The 14,983-nt window shown below is 70.7% G+C and carries 15 protein-coding genes, 1 other RNA gene and 1 pseudogene; 13 read left to right on the top strand and 4 right to left on the bottom strand.

The genetic code is table 11. The features are described 5' to 3' along the window. The first annotated feature begins 84 nt into the window (after nt 1–84). The 13 genes and pseudogenes from ACMYLB_RS03450 (at nt 85) to ssrA (ending at nt 10,020) form a co-directional block, all read left to right on the top strand. The gene (locus tag ACMYLB_RS03450) at nt 85–240 is read left to right on the top strand and encodes a hypothetical protein (RefSeq protein ID WP_415909583.1); all 156 of its coding nucleotides are present in this window, start codon (nt 85–87) and stop codon (nt 238–240) included. Then, nucleotides 237–1,946 carry a sodium:solute symporter gene (locus ACMYLB_RS03445; protein WP_415909582.1) on the top strand — a complete coding sequence of 570 codons (1,710 nt, stop codon included), beginning with the start codon at nt 237–239 and terminating at the stop codon, nt 1,944–1,946. The genes ACMYLB_RS03450 and ACMYLB_RS03445 overlap by 4 nt, the downstream gene beginning before the upstream one ends. After that, nucleotides 1,943–2,716: a hypothetical protein gene (locus ACMYLB_RS03440; protein ID WP_415909581.1), complete on the top strand. Its 774-nt coding sequence runs from the start codon at nt 1,943–1,945 to the stop codon at nt 2,714–2,716. Before ACMYLB_RS03445 ends, ACMYLB_RS03440 begins: the two co-directional genes overlap by 4 nt. Next, nucleotides 2,695–3,471 carry a PIG-L family deacetylase gene (locus ACMYLB_RS03435; protein WP_415909580.1) on the top strand — a complete coding sequence of 259 codons (777 nt, stop codon included), beginning with the start codon at nt 2,695–2,697 and terminating at the stop codon, nt 3,469–3,471. Before ACMYLB_RS03440 ends, ACMYLB_RS03435 begins: the two co-directional genes overlap by 22 nt. 102 nt (nt 3,472–3,573) lie before the next feature. Beyond that, nucleotides 3,574–4,707 carry an N-acetyl-alpha-D-glucosaminyl L-malate synthase BshA gene (bshA, locus tag ACMYLB_RS03430; RefSeq protein ID WP_415909579.1) on the top strand — a complete coding sequence of 378 codons (1,134 nt, stop codon included), beginning with the start codon at nt 3,574–3,576 and terminating at the stop codon, nt 4,705–4,707. Nucleotides 4,708–4,772: 65 nt separating this feature from the next. Next, nucleotides 4,773–5,402, top strand: a pseudogene (locus tag ACMYLB_RS03425) (polyphosphate:AMP phosphotransferase); the annotation flags it as partial. A 164-nt stretch (nt 5,403–5,566) separates the two neighbouring features. Continuing rightward, nucleotides 5,567–6,247, top strand: coding sequence for a hypothetical protein (locus tag ACMYLB_RS03420; protein WP_415909578.1), 681 nt, complete (start codon nt 5,567–5,569; stop codon nt 6,245–6,247). 114 nt (nt 6,248–6,361) lie between these two features. Continuing rightward, nucleotides 6,362–7,171 carry an alpha/beta fold hydrolase gene (locus tag ACMYLB_RS03415; RefSeq protein WP_415909577.1) on the top strand — a complete coding sequence of 270 codons (810 nt, stop codon included), beginning with the start codon at nt 6,362–6,364 and terminating at the stop codon, nt 7,169–7,171. Beyond that, nucleotides 7,159–7,455 carry a hypothetical protein gene (locus tag ACMYLB_RS03410; RefSeq protein ID WP_415909576.1) on the top strand — a complete coding sequence of 99 codons (297 nt, stop codon included), beginning with the start codon at nt 7,159–7,161 and terminating at the stop codon, nt 7,453–7,455. Before ACMYLB_RS03415 ends, ACMYLB_RS03410 begins: the two co-directional genes overlap by 13 nt. A gap of 148 nt (nt 7,456–7,603) precedes the next feature. After that, the gene (locus ACMYLB_RS03405) at nt 7,604–7,732 is read left to right on the top strand and encodes a hypothetical protein (RefSeq protein WP_415909575.1); all 129 of its coding nucleotides are present in this window, start codon (nt 7,604–7,606) and stop codon (nt 7,730–7,732) included. Beyond that, nucleotides 7,729–9,057 (top strand): GH3 auxin-responsive promoter family protein, encoded by a 1,329-nt coding sequence (locus ACMYLB_RS03400; RefSeq protein WP_415909574.1) that lies wholly within the window; start codon nt 7,729–7,731, stop codon nt 9,055–9,057. The genes ACMYLB_RS03405 and ACMYLB_RS03400 overlap by 4 nt, the downstream gene beginning before the upstream one ends. A gap of 8 nt (nt 9,058–9,065) precedes the next feature. Further along, nucleotides 9,066–9,527: a phosphohistidine phosphatase SixA gene (gene sixA, locus ACMYLB_RS03395; RefSeq protein WP_415909573.1), complete on the top strand. Its 462-nt coding sequence runs from the start codon at nt 9,066–9,068 to the stop codon at nt 9,525–9,527. A 139-nt stretch (nt 9,528–9,666) separates the two neighbouring features. After that, nucleotides 9,667–10,020, top strand: a transfer-messenger RNA (tmRNA) gene (gene ssrA, locus ACMYLB_RS03390). Nucleotides 10,021–10,071: 51 nt separating this feature from the next. Here the strand turns inward: ssrA and ACMYLB_RS03385 are convergent. The 4 genes from ACMYLB_RS03385 to ACMYLB_RS03370 form a co-directional block, all read right to left on the bottom strand. Then, complete coding sequence (locus ACMYLB_RS03385) at nt 10,072–11,214, bottom strand: MFS transporter (protein ID WP_415909572.1); 1,143 nt, start codon at nt 11,212–11,214, stop codon at nt 10,072–10,074. Between the two features lie 68 nt (nt 11,215–11,282). Further along, nucleotides 11,283–12,329 carry a hypothetical protein gene (locus tag ACMYLB_RS03380; protein WP_415909571.1) on the bottom strand — a complete coding sequence of 349 codons (1,047 nt, stop codon included), beginning with the start codon at nt 12,327–12,329 and terminating at the stop codon, nt 11,283–11,285. A 38-nt stretch (nt 12,330–12,367) separates the two neighbouring features. Beyond that, nucleotides 12,368–14,002, bottom strand: a complete 1,635-nt coding sequence (locus ACMYLB_RS03375) for an FAD-dependent oxidoreductase (RefSeq protein ID WP_415909570.1) — start codon at nt 14,000–14,002, stop codon at nt 12,368–12,370. Continuing rightward, nucleotides 13,969–14,958, bottom strand: a complete 990-nt coding sequence (locus tag ACMYLB_RS03370; protein ID WP_415909569.1) for an HpcH/HpaI aldolase family protein — start codon at nt 14,956–14,958, stop codon at nt 13,969–13,971. Before ACMYLB_RS03370 ends, ACMYLB_RS03375 begins: the two co-directional genes overlap by 34 nt. Nucleotides 14,959–14,983 lie beyond the last annotated feature (25 nt).

The raw sequence follows: 14,983 nt of genomic DNA, 5'->3' as shown, positions 1-14,983 counted from the left end.
CACGGATCACGTTCCGCACGTCTGCTCCGTCCAATCCGCCTCCATCCGTGCCATCCGTGGAAAAGAAAAACGCGCCCTCGCGCCATGCCGCCCGCGCCTGAAAACACCCCGCCCGCGCCGGACGATCGGCGCACCGGCCTGCCCGTGCTGCGCACGTGGCCGGCGGTGTATTGGACCGTGCTCGGCGTGTTCGCGCTCTGGGTCGCCCTTCTCACCTGGCTGACGCGCCACTTCGCATGAACGCCGCCGACTACCTCGTGATGTTCGGCGTGCTCGTCGCCATCGCCGCCTACGGCATGTGGCGCACGCGCGGGCAGCACGATCTCAAGACCTACGTGAAGGGCGGCGAGACGCATTGGCTGACCATCGGCCTCTCCGTGATGGCGACGCAGGCCAGCGCCGTCACCTTCCTCTCCACGCCCGGCCAGGGCTACGAAAGCGGCCTCGGCTTCGTGCAGAACTACTTCGGCGCGCCGCTCGCGCTCATCGTCATCTCGCTCGTCTTTTTGCCGATCTTCCGCCGGTTGAACGTCTACACCGCTTACGAATACCTCGGCCAGCGCTTCGACGCGAAGACGCGCCTGCTCGGCGCCGCGCTCTTCCTCGTCCAGCGCGGCATCGGCGCCGGCATCACCATCTACGCGCCCGCGATCGTGCTCTCGACCGTGATGGGCTGGCGGCTCGACCTCACCATCCTCTGCAGCGGCGTGCTCGTCGTCGCCTACACCGTCACCGGCGGCACCCCCGCGGTGAACCTCACCCAGAAATACCAGATCGGCGTCATCTTCGCCGGCATGGTCGCGGCGTTCTTCGTCCTCCTCGCGAAACTCCCCGCCGGCCTCACGCTGCACGAGGCGCTGACCGTCGCCGGCGGCTTCCACAAGCTCGACGCGGTCGACTACTCGCTCGACCCCGACCGGCGCTACACGATCTGGACGGGCGTCCTCGGCGGCATGTTCCTCGCGCTCTCGTATTTCGGCACCGACCAGTCGCAGGTGCAGCGCTACCTCGCCGGCAGCTCGCTGCGCGAGAGCCGGCTCGGCCTGATGTTCAACGCGCTCTTCAAGATCCCGATGCAGTTCTTCATCCTGCTGCTCGGCGCGTTGGTGTTCGTCTTCTACCAGTTCGAGCGCCCGCCGGTCTTCTTCAACCAGACCGCCTGGCACCAGCAGGCCGCCGGCGCGTCGGGCGCGAAACTCCGCGCGCTCGAGGCCGACTTCAACGCCGCCCACGCCGAGAAGCAGCAGCACCTGCACGACTGGGTCGCCGCCGAGCGCGCCGGCGACGAGCGCCGCGCCGACGCCGCCCAGGCCGCCGCGCTCGCCGCGCACCAGCGCACCGAGGCCGCCCGCGCCGAGACCAAGGCCGCCCTGCGCGCCGCCGACCCGAAGACGCCCACCACCGACGCCGACTACGTCTTCATCACCTTCATCGTCGACCACCTGCCCCACGGCCTGATCGGCCTGCTCGTGGCCGTGTTCTTCGCCGCGACCTTCTCCTCGAAGTCCGGCGAGCTCAACGCCCTCGGCTCGACCACCGTGGTCGACTTCTACCGGCACCTGCATCAGCTCCGCGGCGCGAGCCGCTCTGACGCGCACTACCTCGCCGCCGGCAAATGGGCCACGGCCTTCTGGGGCGTGGCCGCGATCGTCTTCGCCATGAGCGTCACCCTCGCGGAAAACCTCATCCAGTTCGCCAACATCGTCGCCTCGATCTTCTACGGCGTCGTGCTCGGGCTGTTCCTCGTCGCGTTCTTCCTCAAGTGGGTGCGCGGCACCGCCGTCTTCTGGGGCGCGCTGGCGGCCCAGGTGCTTGTTTTCGTGCTCTTCGCCACGCTCGGCATCTCCTACCTTTGGTATAACGTCATCGGCTGCGTCGCCTGCATGCTCTTCGCCGTGATCCTCCAGCTCTTCCTCCCGCGCGACCGCGCGGCCGCCGCCGCATGAGCACGCCCGTCATCTGCTTCGGCCAGCAACCCTGCGGCATCCTCCCGCGGCGCTTCCTCTACGCCAAGTTCGTCACCGCCCGCCGGCTCCAGCGGGAGATCGGCGGCGAGATCGTGTTCTTCTACCACGACAGCGACCACGACCCGCGGGAGACGCAGACGACGCTGCGCCACCACAAGACCGACGCCCCGCACACGCTGAACTTCGCCTTCGCGAACAAGCTCCAGCGCAAGTTCTCCCCGCTCTTCCTCAAGCGCATCCCGGCCGACTGGCAGCCCCACACCGCGCGCGAGCTCGGCGCCTACGTCGCGCCGCGCGCGCTCGAGGCCTTCCGCGCCGTCCGCGCCGACAACGTCGCCGACTTCTGCCTCGAGATGTATCGCGCGATGGGCCTGCTCGACGGCGTGCGGGTCGTGCGCTCCGGCGACCGCGCCGTGCGCGAGGCCGCGTGCGACATCGCCGAGTGCTTCGTCGACGTGCCGCACCAGGGCGAGATCGTCCGCGCCCGCCTACTCGACGGCGTGCTCAAGCTCCACGAGGGCGGCAGCAGTTACGTCACGCTTGCCGCCCAGCCGTTCGCGAAGGCGCAGGTCAGCCCGACGCGCGACAGCCGCCTGCGCTGGATGCAGTCCGTCATCCACTGCACGCACTACATCTGCGGCGCGGGCGAGCAGGCCTACCTCAACCCCGCCGACGCCCCCGAGATCGCCTTCGTGCCCCGCGATGCCATCGAGCGATCCGACGAGGCGTGGGCCGAGTTCCCGTCCTGACCTTTGTTGCTTTCCGCCCCCAATCTCTCCCGCCGCATGAACCTCTCGACCGCTCCCTTCTCGCCTTCGGCGCGCATCCCGACGACATCGAGTTCGGCGCCGGCGGCATCGTCGCCCGCGAGACCCAGGCCGGCCGCCCGGCGCACTTCGCCGTCTGCTCGCACGGCGAGGCCGGCACCAACGGCACGCCGGCCGAGCGCGCCCGGGAGGCCGAGAAGGCCGCCAAGCTCCTCGGCGCCAAGCTCGAGTTCGTCGACCTCGACGGCGACTCGCACCTCGACCTCCGCAACGCCCACGCGCTCCGGCTCGCCGCCGTCATCCGCGCGGTCCGCCCCGGCATCGTCCTCGCGCCCACGCCCGAGCCCAACCAGCACCCGGACCACTGGCGCCTCGGCCAGCTCGTGCGCGACGCCACGCGCATCGCCCGCTACGGCGGCGTCGCCGAGCTCAAGGCCCAGACGCCGCACGCTGTCGGCCAGCTTTTCTTCTACGCCCTCGGCCCCGGCGCGGAACCGCGCGATGTCTCGCCGGTCGTGATCGACATCTCCGACAAGCCGATCATGACCGCGTGGACCAAGGCCATGGAGGCGCACGCCTCGCAGATGAAGACCCGCAACTACGTCGAGCTCCAGCTCGCCCGCGCCCGCGTCCACGGCCTCAACGCCGGCGTCGCCCACGCCCAGCTGCTCTGGCCGAACGACCCGCTCGTCTTCCACTCGCTGAGCGACATCGCCCGCGGCGCGCGGCGCTTCTGATCGGAAATCCCCCATGAAACGCAAAGCGGTGATGGCGCGCAGCACGTCAGGGAACTTCTTCGCCTCTTCGCGTCTTCGCGTTTAGTCAGAATTCGTCCCGTCATGCCCGACCGCCCGCTGAAACTCGCCCTCACCTGCTACCCGTCCGTCGGCGGCAGCGGCATCCTCGCGTCCGAGCTGGGCGAGGAACTGGCCGCGCGCGGGCACGAGATCCACTTCATCAGCTACGAGCAGCCGTTCCGCATGCCGCAGGGCCCGCGGGTGTTCTTCCATCCCGTCGCCGTCAACAGCTACGACCTCTTCAAATACCCGGACTACACGCTGCCGCTCTCGGTCAAGATGGCCGAGGTGGCGAAACAGCACGCGCTCGACCTGCTGCACGTGCACTACGCCGTGCCGCACGCCACCGCCGCGATCCTCGCGCGCGCCATGCTGCACGAGGAGCACCGCCTGCGCATCATCACCACGCTCCACGGCACCGACACCACGCTGCTCGGCCGCGATCCCGGCTACGGCCCGGCCATCCGCCACGCCCTCGAGCACTCCGACGCCATCACCACCGTCTCCGAGTTCATGCGCGCCGAGACCGTCCGCCTGCTCGGCGTGCAGCGGCCGATCGAGGTCATCCACAACTTCTTCGAGCCCCACGCCCCCTCGCACCGCCGCGAGGAGATCCGGCGCGACCTCGGCCTCGCGCCCGGCGAGGCCATGCTCCTCCACCTCTCCAACCTCCGTCCGCTCAAGCGCACCGACCTCCTCCTCGACACCGTCGCCAGCCTCCAGCCGCGCCTGCCCTGCAAGCTCGTCATCCTCGCCGGCGCCGACAGCGCCCGCCTGGCCGCAGAGGCGGCCCGCCGCGGCCTGGGAGAGCGCGTCGTGATCCGCGAGCGCGTGACCGACATCGAGGACTACCTCCAGGCCGCCGACCTCGGCCTGTTCACCTCCGAGGTGGAGAGCTTCTGCCTGAGCATCCTCGAGCTGATGAGCGTCGGGATTCCCAGCGCCGCGTTCGCCGTCGGCGGCATCCCCGAGGTCACGCGCGACGGCGAGACCGGCGTGCTCGCGCCGTTCGGCGACACCGCCGCGCTCGCGGCCAAGATCGAGGCGCTGCTCCGCGACCCCGCCCGCCGCGCCGCGCTCGGCGCCGCCGGCCGCACGCGCGCCCGCGAGCGGTTCTCCGCCGCCGCCGTGGTGCCGCGCTACGAGGCGCTCTACCGCCGCGTGGTGGCGAGCTGAGCATTGTAACATTCCCGCGGCAGGAAACGGTTGCCCCGGCCGCGCCGCGCCGCATTCACTAGCGCATGGCGTCGCGTCGGCGGAAAATCACCCGCAGCGAATACAAGCTTCAGGCGGGCGAGCTGCGCGAGCAGCTCGTCCAGATGCAGGTCGCGCTCAAGCATGCGCCGTTCAAGGTGCTGCTGATCGTCGCCGGCCCCGAGGGCGCGGGCCGCGGCATCCTCCTCCAGACGCTCGCCGAGTGGCTCGATCCGCGCGGGGTCGAGACCTTCTCGTGGCACGCGCCGACCGCCGAGGAGGAGCAGCGCCCGCACCAGTGGCGCCTCTGGCGCGACCTGCCGGCCATGGGCCGCATCGGGCTCTACGCCGGCTCCTGGTATACCGAGACGCTCCGGGAGGAGGCGCGCAACAAGCGCGCGCTCGAGCACGTCGCCGACGAGGCGGGCCGCATCCGCGCCTTCGAGCGGCAGCTCGTCGACGGCGGCACGCTGGTCGTGAAGGTCTGGCTCCACCTCTCCGAGGAGGCGCAGGGCCGGCGCCTGCGCACCCTGCGCGCGGACCCCGCCACCGCGTGGCGCGTCACCGACGAGGACTGGCACCACCACCGCATCTACCGCCGGCTGGAGAAGACCGCCGCGCTCATCCGCCGGAAGACCAGCCAGCCCGGCGCGCGCTGGACGGCGATCGACGCGGAGGACGAGCGCCGCCGCGACCTCGAGGTCGGACGCCTGCTCCTCGCCCGCGTGGCCGCGCACCGGCGCGCGCTCGCCCGGCTCCAGCCCCCGCGCCGCCGCGGAGCCTACAGCCGCTGCGCCCGTCCGGCCTCCGCCGCCTGCGCGCGCTCCGCCTCGACCAGGAGATGGCCGAGTCGGCCTACGACGCCCTGCGCGACAAGTGGCTGGGCCGCCTCGGCCTCGCGCTGCGCTCCGCCTTCCAGGCGCGGCGCGCCGTCGTCTTCGTCTTCGAGGGTTGGGACGCCGCCGGCAAGGGCGGCGCCATCCGCCGGCTCACCAGCGCCGCCGACCCGCGCGACTACCGCGTCATCCCCGTGGCCAAGCCCACGCCCGAGGAAAAGCACGCGCACTACCTCTGGCGCTTCTGGCGCGACATCCCGCGCGACGGACGCTGCACCGTATTCGACCGCTCGTGGTATGGCCGCGTGCTGGTCGAGCGCGTCGAGGGCTTCTGCCGCGCGGACGACTGGCGCCGCGCGTTCGGCGAGATCAACGCCTTCGAAAAGGAGCTCACCGACCACGGCGTCATCGTCATCAAGTTCTGGCTGCACATCTCGCACGCCGAGCAGCTCCGCCGCTTCCGCGAGCGCGAGACCACGCCGCACAAGCGCCACAAGCTGAACGCCGAGGACTGGCGCAACCGCCGCCAGCGCGCCGCCTACGAGATCGCCGTCGGCGACATGCTCGCGCTCACCGACCGCCGGGCCGCGCCGTGGCACCTCGTGCCGGCCGACGACAAGCGCTTCGCCCGCATCGAGGTCCTCAGCACCGCGGCCCGGCAGATCGAGGCCGCGCTGGCGGACTGAGCGCGGCCGCCGGCGGATTGCGTCGATCTGGTCACGGCCAGGTGAAACCGCGGTGACGCACGCGGATTGGCTTTGCCCCGCCGCGCCGCGCGCGGCGTAGGCTGCCGGCGGCCCATGCACGCCTCCCGCTTCCTGCCTCCGTTCCCGGCGCTCGCGCGCCTCTCGCAGCAGACCGCCGCGCCCTTCCAGGCCCTGCTCCGCACCACCGGCTACAAGCTCCGTCCGCCCCGCGCGCTCGAGCACCCGCCCCGGGTGACCGCCCGCCAGGCGCCGCTGCTCGCCTCCGGCCTCGTCGGCCCGCAGGCGCGTGCGCAGGTGCGCGTCGAGGAACGCGGCGGCGCCCTGCCCGCGATCGTCGTCGGGGGCTTCGTGCCCGACGCCACCGAGGCGTTCTACCTTCTCCGTGGCGGCCTGCTGCGCCACGGCAGCGTGTTCTACTTCAACTACCCGCGCCGCGGGTTCTCGACCGATCTCTTCCTCGCCCAGCTCGAGGACCTCATCGCCGAGATCGCGACCCTCCGCGGCCAACGCCCGGCGCTCATCGCGGTGAGTTTCGGCGCCGGGCTCGTGCTCGAGCTGCTGCGTCGCGCCGCGGCGCGCGGCGAGACGCTCCCGCTCGCCGGCCTCACGCTGGTCAGCCCGGTCGCCTGCACCGCCGACCTGATCGACGTGCGCGCGCCCAAGCCCACCACGCTCCTCGGCCGCGTGCTGCTGCCCTACCTGCGCGGCGGCGGCGCCCCGACGGCGCGATCGTGGAGAAGTCCCGCAGCGTCTTCCTGCGGATGTTCGAATCGGGCGCGCAGAACCAGTCGGCGCTGCGCTTTCTTCTCACCCGGGCCGAGACCCGCCGCCTGCGCGCCGCCGTCGTCGGCAGCATCAACGCCATCGACGCCGCCGGCGCGTTCGAGCGCGTGCGCGCGCTGAGCCTCTTCCCCGAACCGGGCGAGCCGCGCGTCCTCTTCGCCGGCCCGGCCCTCGTGCTCTACGCCGAGAAGGAGAGCGCCGTGCTCCAGGAAAACGCCCCGACCTGGCGCGAGTTCAGCCAGCGCACCCGCGCCTGGCTGCCCGCGGGCCGCTGCGTCGTCGTGACCAACCACGCCGACCATCCCGTGCAGCACGCCTCCCTGATCTTCCATTCGCGCAACTTCGAGCCGCACCTCGCCCGGCTCTACCGCCTCATCCGGGAGAGCGCCGCCCGCGCCGCCTGACCATGCCCGCCGCCTTCGCCCCCCGACCCCGTCGCTCGCCGGCCAGTTCGCCGGCGCCATCGGCCGCCGGCTCGCTGCGCGCACCGGCCACCGCCTGGCCGCCCAGGGCGACGGCACCGCCGCGCAGGACGCGGTCCTGGCCCGGCTCGTGCGCACGCTCGCGCCGACGGCCTTCGGTCGCGACCACGGCCTCGCGGCGGGCATGTCCTACGAGCACTTCCGCACGCGCATCGAACCGCGCGGCTACGAGGGCTTCGCCCCTACCTCGAGCGGATGAAGCGCGGCGAGCGCGACGTCCTGCACCCCGGCCGCTGCGCCCACTTCGCCGTTTCCTCGGGCACGACCGCCGGCCCGTCGAAATGGCTCCCGGTGAACGCCGCGATGCTCGCCCACTTCCGCGCCGCCGGGCTCGACGCGCTCTTTTTCCACGCGCTGCGCACGGGCGACGGCCGCCTCTTCCGCGGCCGGCACCTCTTCCTCGGCGGCAGCACCGGCCTCGTGCCCCTGCCGGGCGTCACGCCGCCGATCCACGCGGGCGACCTCAGCGGCATCACCGCGCTGAACCTGCCCTGGTGGGCCGAGCGCCAGCTTTACGAACCCGGCCGCGAGATCGCGCGGATGGAGAATTGGCCGGCGAAGGTCCGCGCCATCGCCGAGCGCACCTGGAACCGCGACATCACCCTCGTCGCCGGCATCCCGAGCTGGCTGCTGGTGCTGGCCGACGCCCTGCGGGAAACCGCCCGGCGGCACACCGGGCGCACCCCGGAGTCGCTCGCCGAACTGTGGCCGAATCTCGCGTGCGTCGTCCACGGCGGCGTGCCGGTGGAGCCGTTCCTCGCGGAATTGCAGCGCGCCTTCGGCCCCACGGCGCGGCGCCACGAGGTTTATCCCGCCTCCGAGGGCTTCATCGCGGCGCAGGACACCGAGGACAGCGGCCTGCGCCTGCTGGCGGACCACGGCATCTTCTACGAGTTCGTGCCGTTCGCCGACTACGACGAGAGCGACCCCGTGCGCACCGCCGCCCGCGCCGTGCCGCTCGCGGGCGTGCGGCCGGGCGTCGATTACGCGCTGCTGCTGACGACTCCCGCCGGCCTCGTCCGCTACGTGATCGGCGACCTCGTGCGCTTCGTCAGCGTGGCGCCGCCGCGGCTCGTCTACGTCGGCCGCACCAAGCTCCAGCTCAGCGCGTTCGGCGAACACGTCATCGAGCGGGAAATCACCGACGCCCTCACCCGCGCCTGCCGTCTGCATGGCGCGTCGGTGGAGAACTTCCATGTCGCGCCCCTGTTCCCCGCCGCCGGCACCCGCGCCGTCGGCCGCCACGAATGGTGGATCGAGTTTCGCGGCGAGGCCCCGGAGGAGGGGCAACGGGAGGCCTTCGCCGCCTCGCTCGACCGCGAGCTCGCCGCATGCAACGACGACTACGCCGCCAAGCGTGCCGGGCGCGGACTCGATCTGCCGCTGGTGCGCCCGGTGCCCGCGGGCGGCTTCGAGCAGTGGCTCCGGCACGCCGGCAAGTGGGGCGGGCAGCACAAGACTCCGCGCTGCCGCTCCGACCGCCAGATCGCCGACACCCTCGCGCGGTTCTTCCCCGTTTCCTGACCGCCCGCGTGCACCTCTACCTCATCCGCCACGCCCACGCCGAGGACGGCCGGCCCGACCAGGCCCGGCCCCTCAGTCGGAAGGGTCGCGCGCAAATCCGCCGCCTCGCCCGCTTTCTGCGCACCGCGTCCGCCCTGGACGTCGCCGAGATCTGGCACAGCCCGCTCGTCCGCTCCCGCGAGACCGCCGCGGAGCTCCGCCGGCGCCTGAAAAGCGGCGCGCCGCTGACGGAGATCAGCGGCCTCAAGCCCGAGGACGATCCCGCCGTCACCGCGCGCCGGCTCGGCGCCGTGAACCGGCCGGTCGCGATCGTGGGGCACGATCCGCACCTGAGCGCGCTGGCCTCGCTGCTGGTCGGCGGACCGGCGGAGCCGGCCGGCTTCCGCTTGAAAAAGGGCGCCGCGCTCCGCCTCGACCGCAGCGGCGACGGCTGGTCGGCCCGCTGGCTGGTGACCCCGGAGCTGCTCTAGCGCGCGGAAAGGCGCGGCCGTCAGCGAGTCCCGCAGGCGCGGCGAGCGACCGCTTGCGTTTCCGCGCCGGCGTGATTGGTTGACCGTCCTGTTCTTTGACGGCGCATCAAAACCTGTCGCCCGTCATTCCCAATTTTTTGGGGGTGTTCCGGATTCGACCCTTGGTTGGAGTGCGCAGCTGCCGGTCGAGCGTCGAGGGTCGCTCGCAAATCTCCCTTCGAAACAAACAAACGGCACCTACGAAGAAATGCCCCTGGCGGCCTAAGGCCGCCTCGTTCCTACTCTAACTCCTGCTAGGGGATAGGAACGTCGACAGCAGGAATAGCGGGTTTGGCCGTCGTGACGGGCCCGCCGTATCTTCGACCCACGGCTGGCTGAGGGACGAGCGCGGGTCAACGCGCGCCCGAGGCGAGATTCAAATCTGACCCTACACCGGTAGATGCGGCGCGCGAAGGCCCGGGGCACAGGGGTTCAACTCCCCTCACCTCCACCATTTTCATCGCTCTGCCCTAGGACAATTGCGGCGGGCAACTGAGCCAGCCCGCTAACGTCGGCGGCGAAGCGCGAAGGCGAATAAGAGTAGCACCGCAGCCCCGACGTAGCAGAGCGACACCCCGGCAAAAACGCCGCCCAGTCCGATTTCGCGCTTCAGCATCCCGGCGAGCAGCACGCCGCAGCCTCCCGCTCCCGTCGCCACGGCATTCATGATCCCGATGCCCGTCGCCCGGTGGGCGGCATCAACCACTTCACATTGCGTCGGCCGCTCGTTCGATTGCGCAAAGCCGCGCAGGAATGAAAACGCCGACACGGCGACCGCAACCACGGTGAAGCTCGGCCTGCCCAGGAAGAGCAGCAGGCACGGCGCGGCGCCCAAATATCCGGCGGAGAACAGGAGCAGCCGGCGGTGCGGGGCCTTCGCCGCCACGAGATCCGAGACCCAGCCGCCCACGAACATGCCCAGAACCACGGAAACCTGAAGGATGGACGTGCCGGCAAAGCCCGCCGCGCCCAACGACAGGCCAAAGCTCTCGCGAAAATACAACGGCAGCCACGTGAAGAAGATCCAGACCCCGACGCCGGAGAGCAAAGCCTCCCCCAGCAGCAGCCAGTAGACCGGCACGCCCAACACCTCGCGCACGGCCGCGATCGCCGACTGCCGCGGCGCATCCGTGATCGCCGAGACCGATTTCGGCAACGCCGTCCGCGCACACAACGCGAGGGCGACGCCCGCGAGCCCCAGCACGAAAATTCCCGCCCGCCAGCTCACGTGATCGGCGAAAGACCCCGCGAGGCTGCCGCCGGCGATCATCCCGCCATTCGCCCCGACCGTAATCAGGCTCATCGCACGTGCTCTCGTCTCCACCGGATGATGTGCGGCGATAAGCGCGATCGCCGCCGGCAGGAAGAGGCACTCGCTCGCCCCGAGCGCAAAGCGGAGCAGAAGCAGCATCGGATAGCCGGCCGCCAAGGCCGTTAACGCCACCACCACGCTCCACACGGCCAGACTGCCCACGACGAGCTGCGTCCGCGACCAGCGGTCTCCCAGCCAGCCCGCGATCGGCGAACCGAGGGCGTAGCTCCACAGAAAGACCGAGCCGAGCATCCCAAGCCGCACGTCATCGAGCCGGAATTCCGCCTGCACCACGGCCATCACGGCGGACATGGCCGACCGGTCGCCGAAATTCACGGCCGAGGCCAGGGCGAGAAACCAGACGAGCCTCCACCGCGGCTCAAGCAGCCACCAAAGCCGGTTCATCACGGCACCCAGGTCAGCTCGTGCACCGCTGGCGTCCGCAGCGTCGGCGCGTATTCCCCGCCGACAAGCAACCAGCTTCTGTCCAGCGGCACGACGGACGCTCCCGCCGCTCCGATGGGCATCTCGCCCATCCGCCGCCAGCGGTCGTGCCTGCCGTCGTAGAGAAGGACCTCGTTCGGCAACCGATAGCGCTCACCGAGCTCCTTGATCCGCGCGAAATCATGCCCGTCGGAGCCGCCCAGCACCAGCACGCCGCCATCGACCGGCACTGCCGACGCCAGCACGGCTCCGCGCGGCATTTCCGCGCCGCGCGTCCACTGCCGCGTAAGCGGATGGAACCGCCAGACGTCGCATCGATAGTCGGCCTGAGACTTCGGCGGCCCGGAAAGCCCACCCGCCGCCACCAGCTGCGGCCCCGACGGTGTCGCCGTCACCGCCAGGATGCAGCCGAAGCGACCAGGCGCTCCTTCCGCCAACGGCAGCTCCTCCCACGCTATTCCCGCCGGGTCCGCCAAGGCGCGGGCGAGTGGCAGGCGCCAAAACCGCGCATGCGCACCGGTCGCATCCTCGCCCCCCAGGACATAGAGCCAACCCTCATGCCACGCCGCGGCGGCATTCGCCGTGGCGACCGGCAGCGCGGGCAGAGGACATGATTCGACCTCGTCCTCTCGCGCGTTCCACCGGAGCAGGAACGCCATCGCCACTGCGGCGCGCCCGTCATGGCCGCCGACACACGCGACGCCCTCCGGGGTGGTCGCCGACGCCCCTTCTCCGAGCGGCACCGGCAAACGGAAGGATGCGATGCGCCAGGGTTGGGCGGGCGAGAGCGGCAGGCGCCGCACGAAGACATCCCGGTGAAATGTCTTCCGGCCGGCGGTTGCCGCCGGAACCGGAAAATTCGATCCCCCCGCCAGCAGCACCCACCCCTGGCTGACGCCGGCATACATGCCCTTCCGGCCGACCGCATCGGGCAGGTCTTCCCAGCGCCGCCAGACGAGTGGCGTTGGGGCGGGTGATCCGCACAGCGCGGCCGCGGCAATGGTCATGGCGACGGCGAGCGAAATGTCATGCCACCGTGCGGACATCAGCGCGCATGCGCATGCGGATCTCCATCGTCGAGATTGAGGTTTTCGGGCCATGCCAGCTCAACGCCCTGCTCGCCCAACCGCCGTTGGAACGCGCGCATGCGATCCGCATCCGCCTGCACCGCCCGCGGCGTGAGACCGGTGGCCAGACAGTGCGCCACCAGCAGGCCGGCCGACTCGCCGATGTTCCACTCCACCGGATGCAGCCGATAGCAGCCGTTGGTGATGTGCGTGGTGCCGATGTTCTTCGCGGCCGGCAGCAGGTTCTCCTCCGCGACCGGAATGAGCGCGCCGAGCGGGATGCGAAAGGGCAACGAAGGCACATCGACGTAGTTGTCGCCGCCCGTCGACGGGTGGAGGTCGATGCGGTAGTAGCCTAGGCCAACCGAGTCCTCGTAGCGCTCCGCCAGCGTGTCGCCGGGACGGAATTTGGCCGAGACATCTTGTTCGCGAATCGTCGTGACGGCACGGATGCGCCGGGATTCTCGAATGTATGGAGCCATCGCGAGGCCGTCGGCCGTGCCGGTGACGTCACCGCGCAAGCGCAGGCCGGGCCAGCCAGTCCCGCCATCCGGCCGGGGTGCCTCCGTCTGCAGCCAGTAAAGCATGGATCGACTGAGCTCGCGCGCGTCCGCGAGCCGGCGCCGCTTCTCGTCTGCACTGCACGTCAGGATGTCGGCCTCCATGTAATCGATCATCGGCCAGTTCACGAGGCACAGATCGCTCGGGTAGAAGCCGTCCGCGAATTGCGCGCGATCGATGATCCGGCGGAACGCCCACAAGCCCGAGAACAAACCGGGCTTCTCGCGGTGCGGGTCGAAGTTGTAGCGCATCGGCGCCATGGTCCGCGGATTCAGCCCCTCCCACGCCAGCAGCCGTCCGGGCCAGGGCGGCGACAGCCGCGGACGGTAGTCGCGCCAGAAATCGTAGCGGGCGGGCCGCGGGATCACGTGATTGGCCCCCGCCTGCTCCTCGAGCACGAAGCAGACCGACAGCGCCTGAACGTTGCGCGGCCGCGCCTCCGCGGCGGCGCTGGGCTCGCCCGTTTGCCGGCGCGATTCGCTGCCGGTCACGTGCTGCACCTCGCCCAGCGGCAAGAGATCGCCGTTTTCCGTCGCGTCCAGAAAGTAGCGTCCCCGCAAGCGCCGCTGCGCGTCCGTCGCGCGGTCGCTGACGGTCAACTGGCGAAACCGCTGCGCACCCTCGCGCTCGAGGGCCACCACTTCGTGTTCGCACAACAGGCGCAGACGGCCGCTGGAGAGATGCGGCGCGAACAGGCCCTGCAGCACCGCCAACGCCACCCGCGGCTCATGACAGAGCGGCGACACCCAGCCATTGCCGGGGTTCAGGCGAGGGTTTTCCCGCGCGGCCGGCTTCAGCGGATAGTGCGACCGATAGTAGCCACGCACGGCCTCGCGAAACATCCGATAGCGGCGCGTGCCGCCGAACCGCTCGATCCAGCCGTGCTCGTCCGGGGGGACCGCCTGGGACGTGAACTGGCCGCCGATCCAGGCATATTCCTCGGTGAGGACGACGGTATGCCCGTGTTCGAGCAATGCCAGCGCGGCGGCACAACCGCCGACGCCGGCGCCGGCGATGATCACGTCCGCGTGAAGAGTTTCAGGTTCCGACATGGAGAAGGGAATCCGGAGGGAGGGACGTCCGCGCGAGGCGCGCACTTGCGCGAGCCCGTCAGCGCGGCCGGGTCAGGGTAGCGGGGCTTGGCCGGAGCGACCGCCGCGCCCGGGGTGCCGGTGGCCACGTCGAACGTTTTGGCGAGTTCGCGCAGTCCGAGCGTCATGACCTTGAGGTCGCCGCCCGGACAGAGGAATTTCGCGCCGAGCTTCACGGCCCGCTCGTAGAGTTCTTGGCCGACCGCGACCGTGCCCCAGAATTTTCCCGCTTGGCGCGCAGCCTCGGCCACGCGCTCGATCGCGCCCTGCACGGCCGGGTGGCCGATCTGTCCGGGCACGCCGATGCTCACCGAGTAGTCCCCGGGGCCGAAGAACAGGCCGTCGACGCCCGGCACGGCCGCGATCGCCGCGGCTTCCGCCAGCGCCTGCTCGTTCTCAATCTGGCAGAGGATCATCGTCTGCGTGTTCTGATGCCGCATGTAATCGATCGCCGGATAGGCCGCGTAGCCGCTGTCGATGTTGCCGCCGTTCCAGCCGCGCTGGCCTGTGATCTCGCCGGCGATGGGCTTCGGGTTGTTGAATTTCGCCCAGGATACGATCCGTCGCGCCTCCTCCGCATCGGCAACCATGGAGCACATCAGCCCCCCCACCCCTGTTTCAAGCGTTCGCATCACCACCTGATAATCGGTGGCTTTCAAGCGCGCGATCGTCGTGACCGGGTGGGCGCGGGCGACGAGGCAAAGCGTGGCCAGGTCCTGCGTGGGGATGTCGAAATGCTCGAGGTCGAACCAGATCGCGTCAAAAACGCCGGAGCGGCCCACGAAATCCACATGTCGCGGCGACGCGAAGTTGCCGGTGACGTAAACGCGCACGACCTCGCCGGCATGGATTTTTTCCAGGGCGCGATTCGGGGGGAGAGCCATACTCATAAAGGAGAGCTGCAGCGACCTCGCCACCGTGGGACGTTGTCATCCCGCGGAA

Source organism: Oleiharenicola sp. Vm1, assembly GCF_047777955.1.
Lineage (GTDB): Bacteria > Verrucomicrobiota > Verrucomicrobiia > Opitutales > Opitutaceae > Didemnitutus.
This window is presented reverse-complemented; position numbering and strand designations above follow the sequence as displayed.

What these genes read in the sequence shown, in the direction of transcription:
- ACMYLB_RS03450 (WP_415909583.1), top strand. Translation starts at nt 85, where the DNA reads ATGCCGCCCGCGCCTGAAAACACCCCGCCCGCGCCGGACGATCGGCGC.
- ACMYLB_RS03445 (WP_415909582.1), top strand. Translation starts at nt 237, where the DNA reads ATGAACGCCGCCGACTACCTCGTGATGTTCGGCGTGCTCGTCGCCATC.
- ACMYLB_RS03440 (WP_415909581.1), top strand. Translation starts at nt 1,943, where the DNA reads ATGAGCACGCCCGTCATCTGCTTCGGCCAGCAACCCTGCGGCATCCTC.
- bshA (WP_415909579.1), top strand. Translation starts at nt 3,574, where the DNA reads ATGCCCGACCGCCCGCTGAAACTCGCCCTCACCTGCTACCCGTCCGTC.
- ACMYLB_RS03420 (WP_415909578.1), top strand. Translation starts at nt 5,567, where the DNA reads ATGGCCGAGTCGGCCTACGACGCCCTGCGCGACAAGTGGCTGGGCCGC.
- ACMYLB_RS03415 (WP_415909577.1), top strand. Translation starts at nt 6,362, where the DNA reads ATGCACGCCTCCCGCTTCCTGCCTCCGTTCCCGGCGCTCGCGCGCCTC.
- ACMYLB_RS03400 (WP_415909574.1), top strand. Translation starts at nt 7,729, where the DNA reads ATGAAGCGCGGCGAGCGCGACGTCCTGCACCCCGGCCGCTGCGCCCAC.
- ACMYLB_RS03380 (WP_415909571.1), bottom strand. Translation starts at nt 12,329, where the DNA reads ATGACCATTGCCGCGGCCGCGCTGTGCGGATCACCCGCCCCAACGCCA.
- ACMYLB_RS03375 (WP_415909570.1), bottom strand. Translation starts at nt 14,002, where the DNA reads ATGTCGGAACCTGAAACTCTTCACGCGGACGTGATCATCGCCGGCGCC.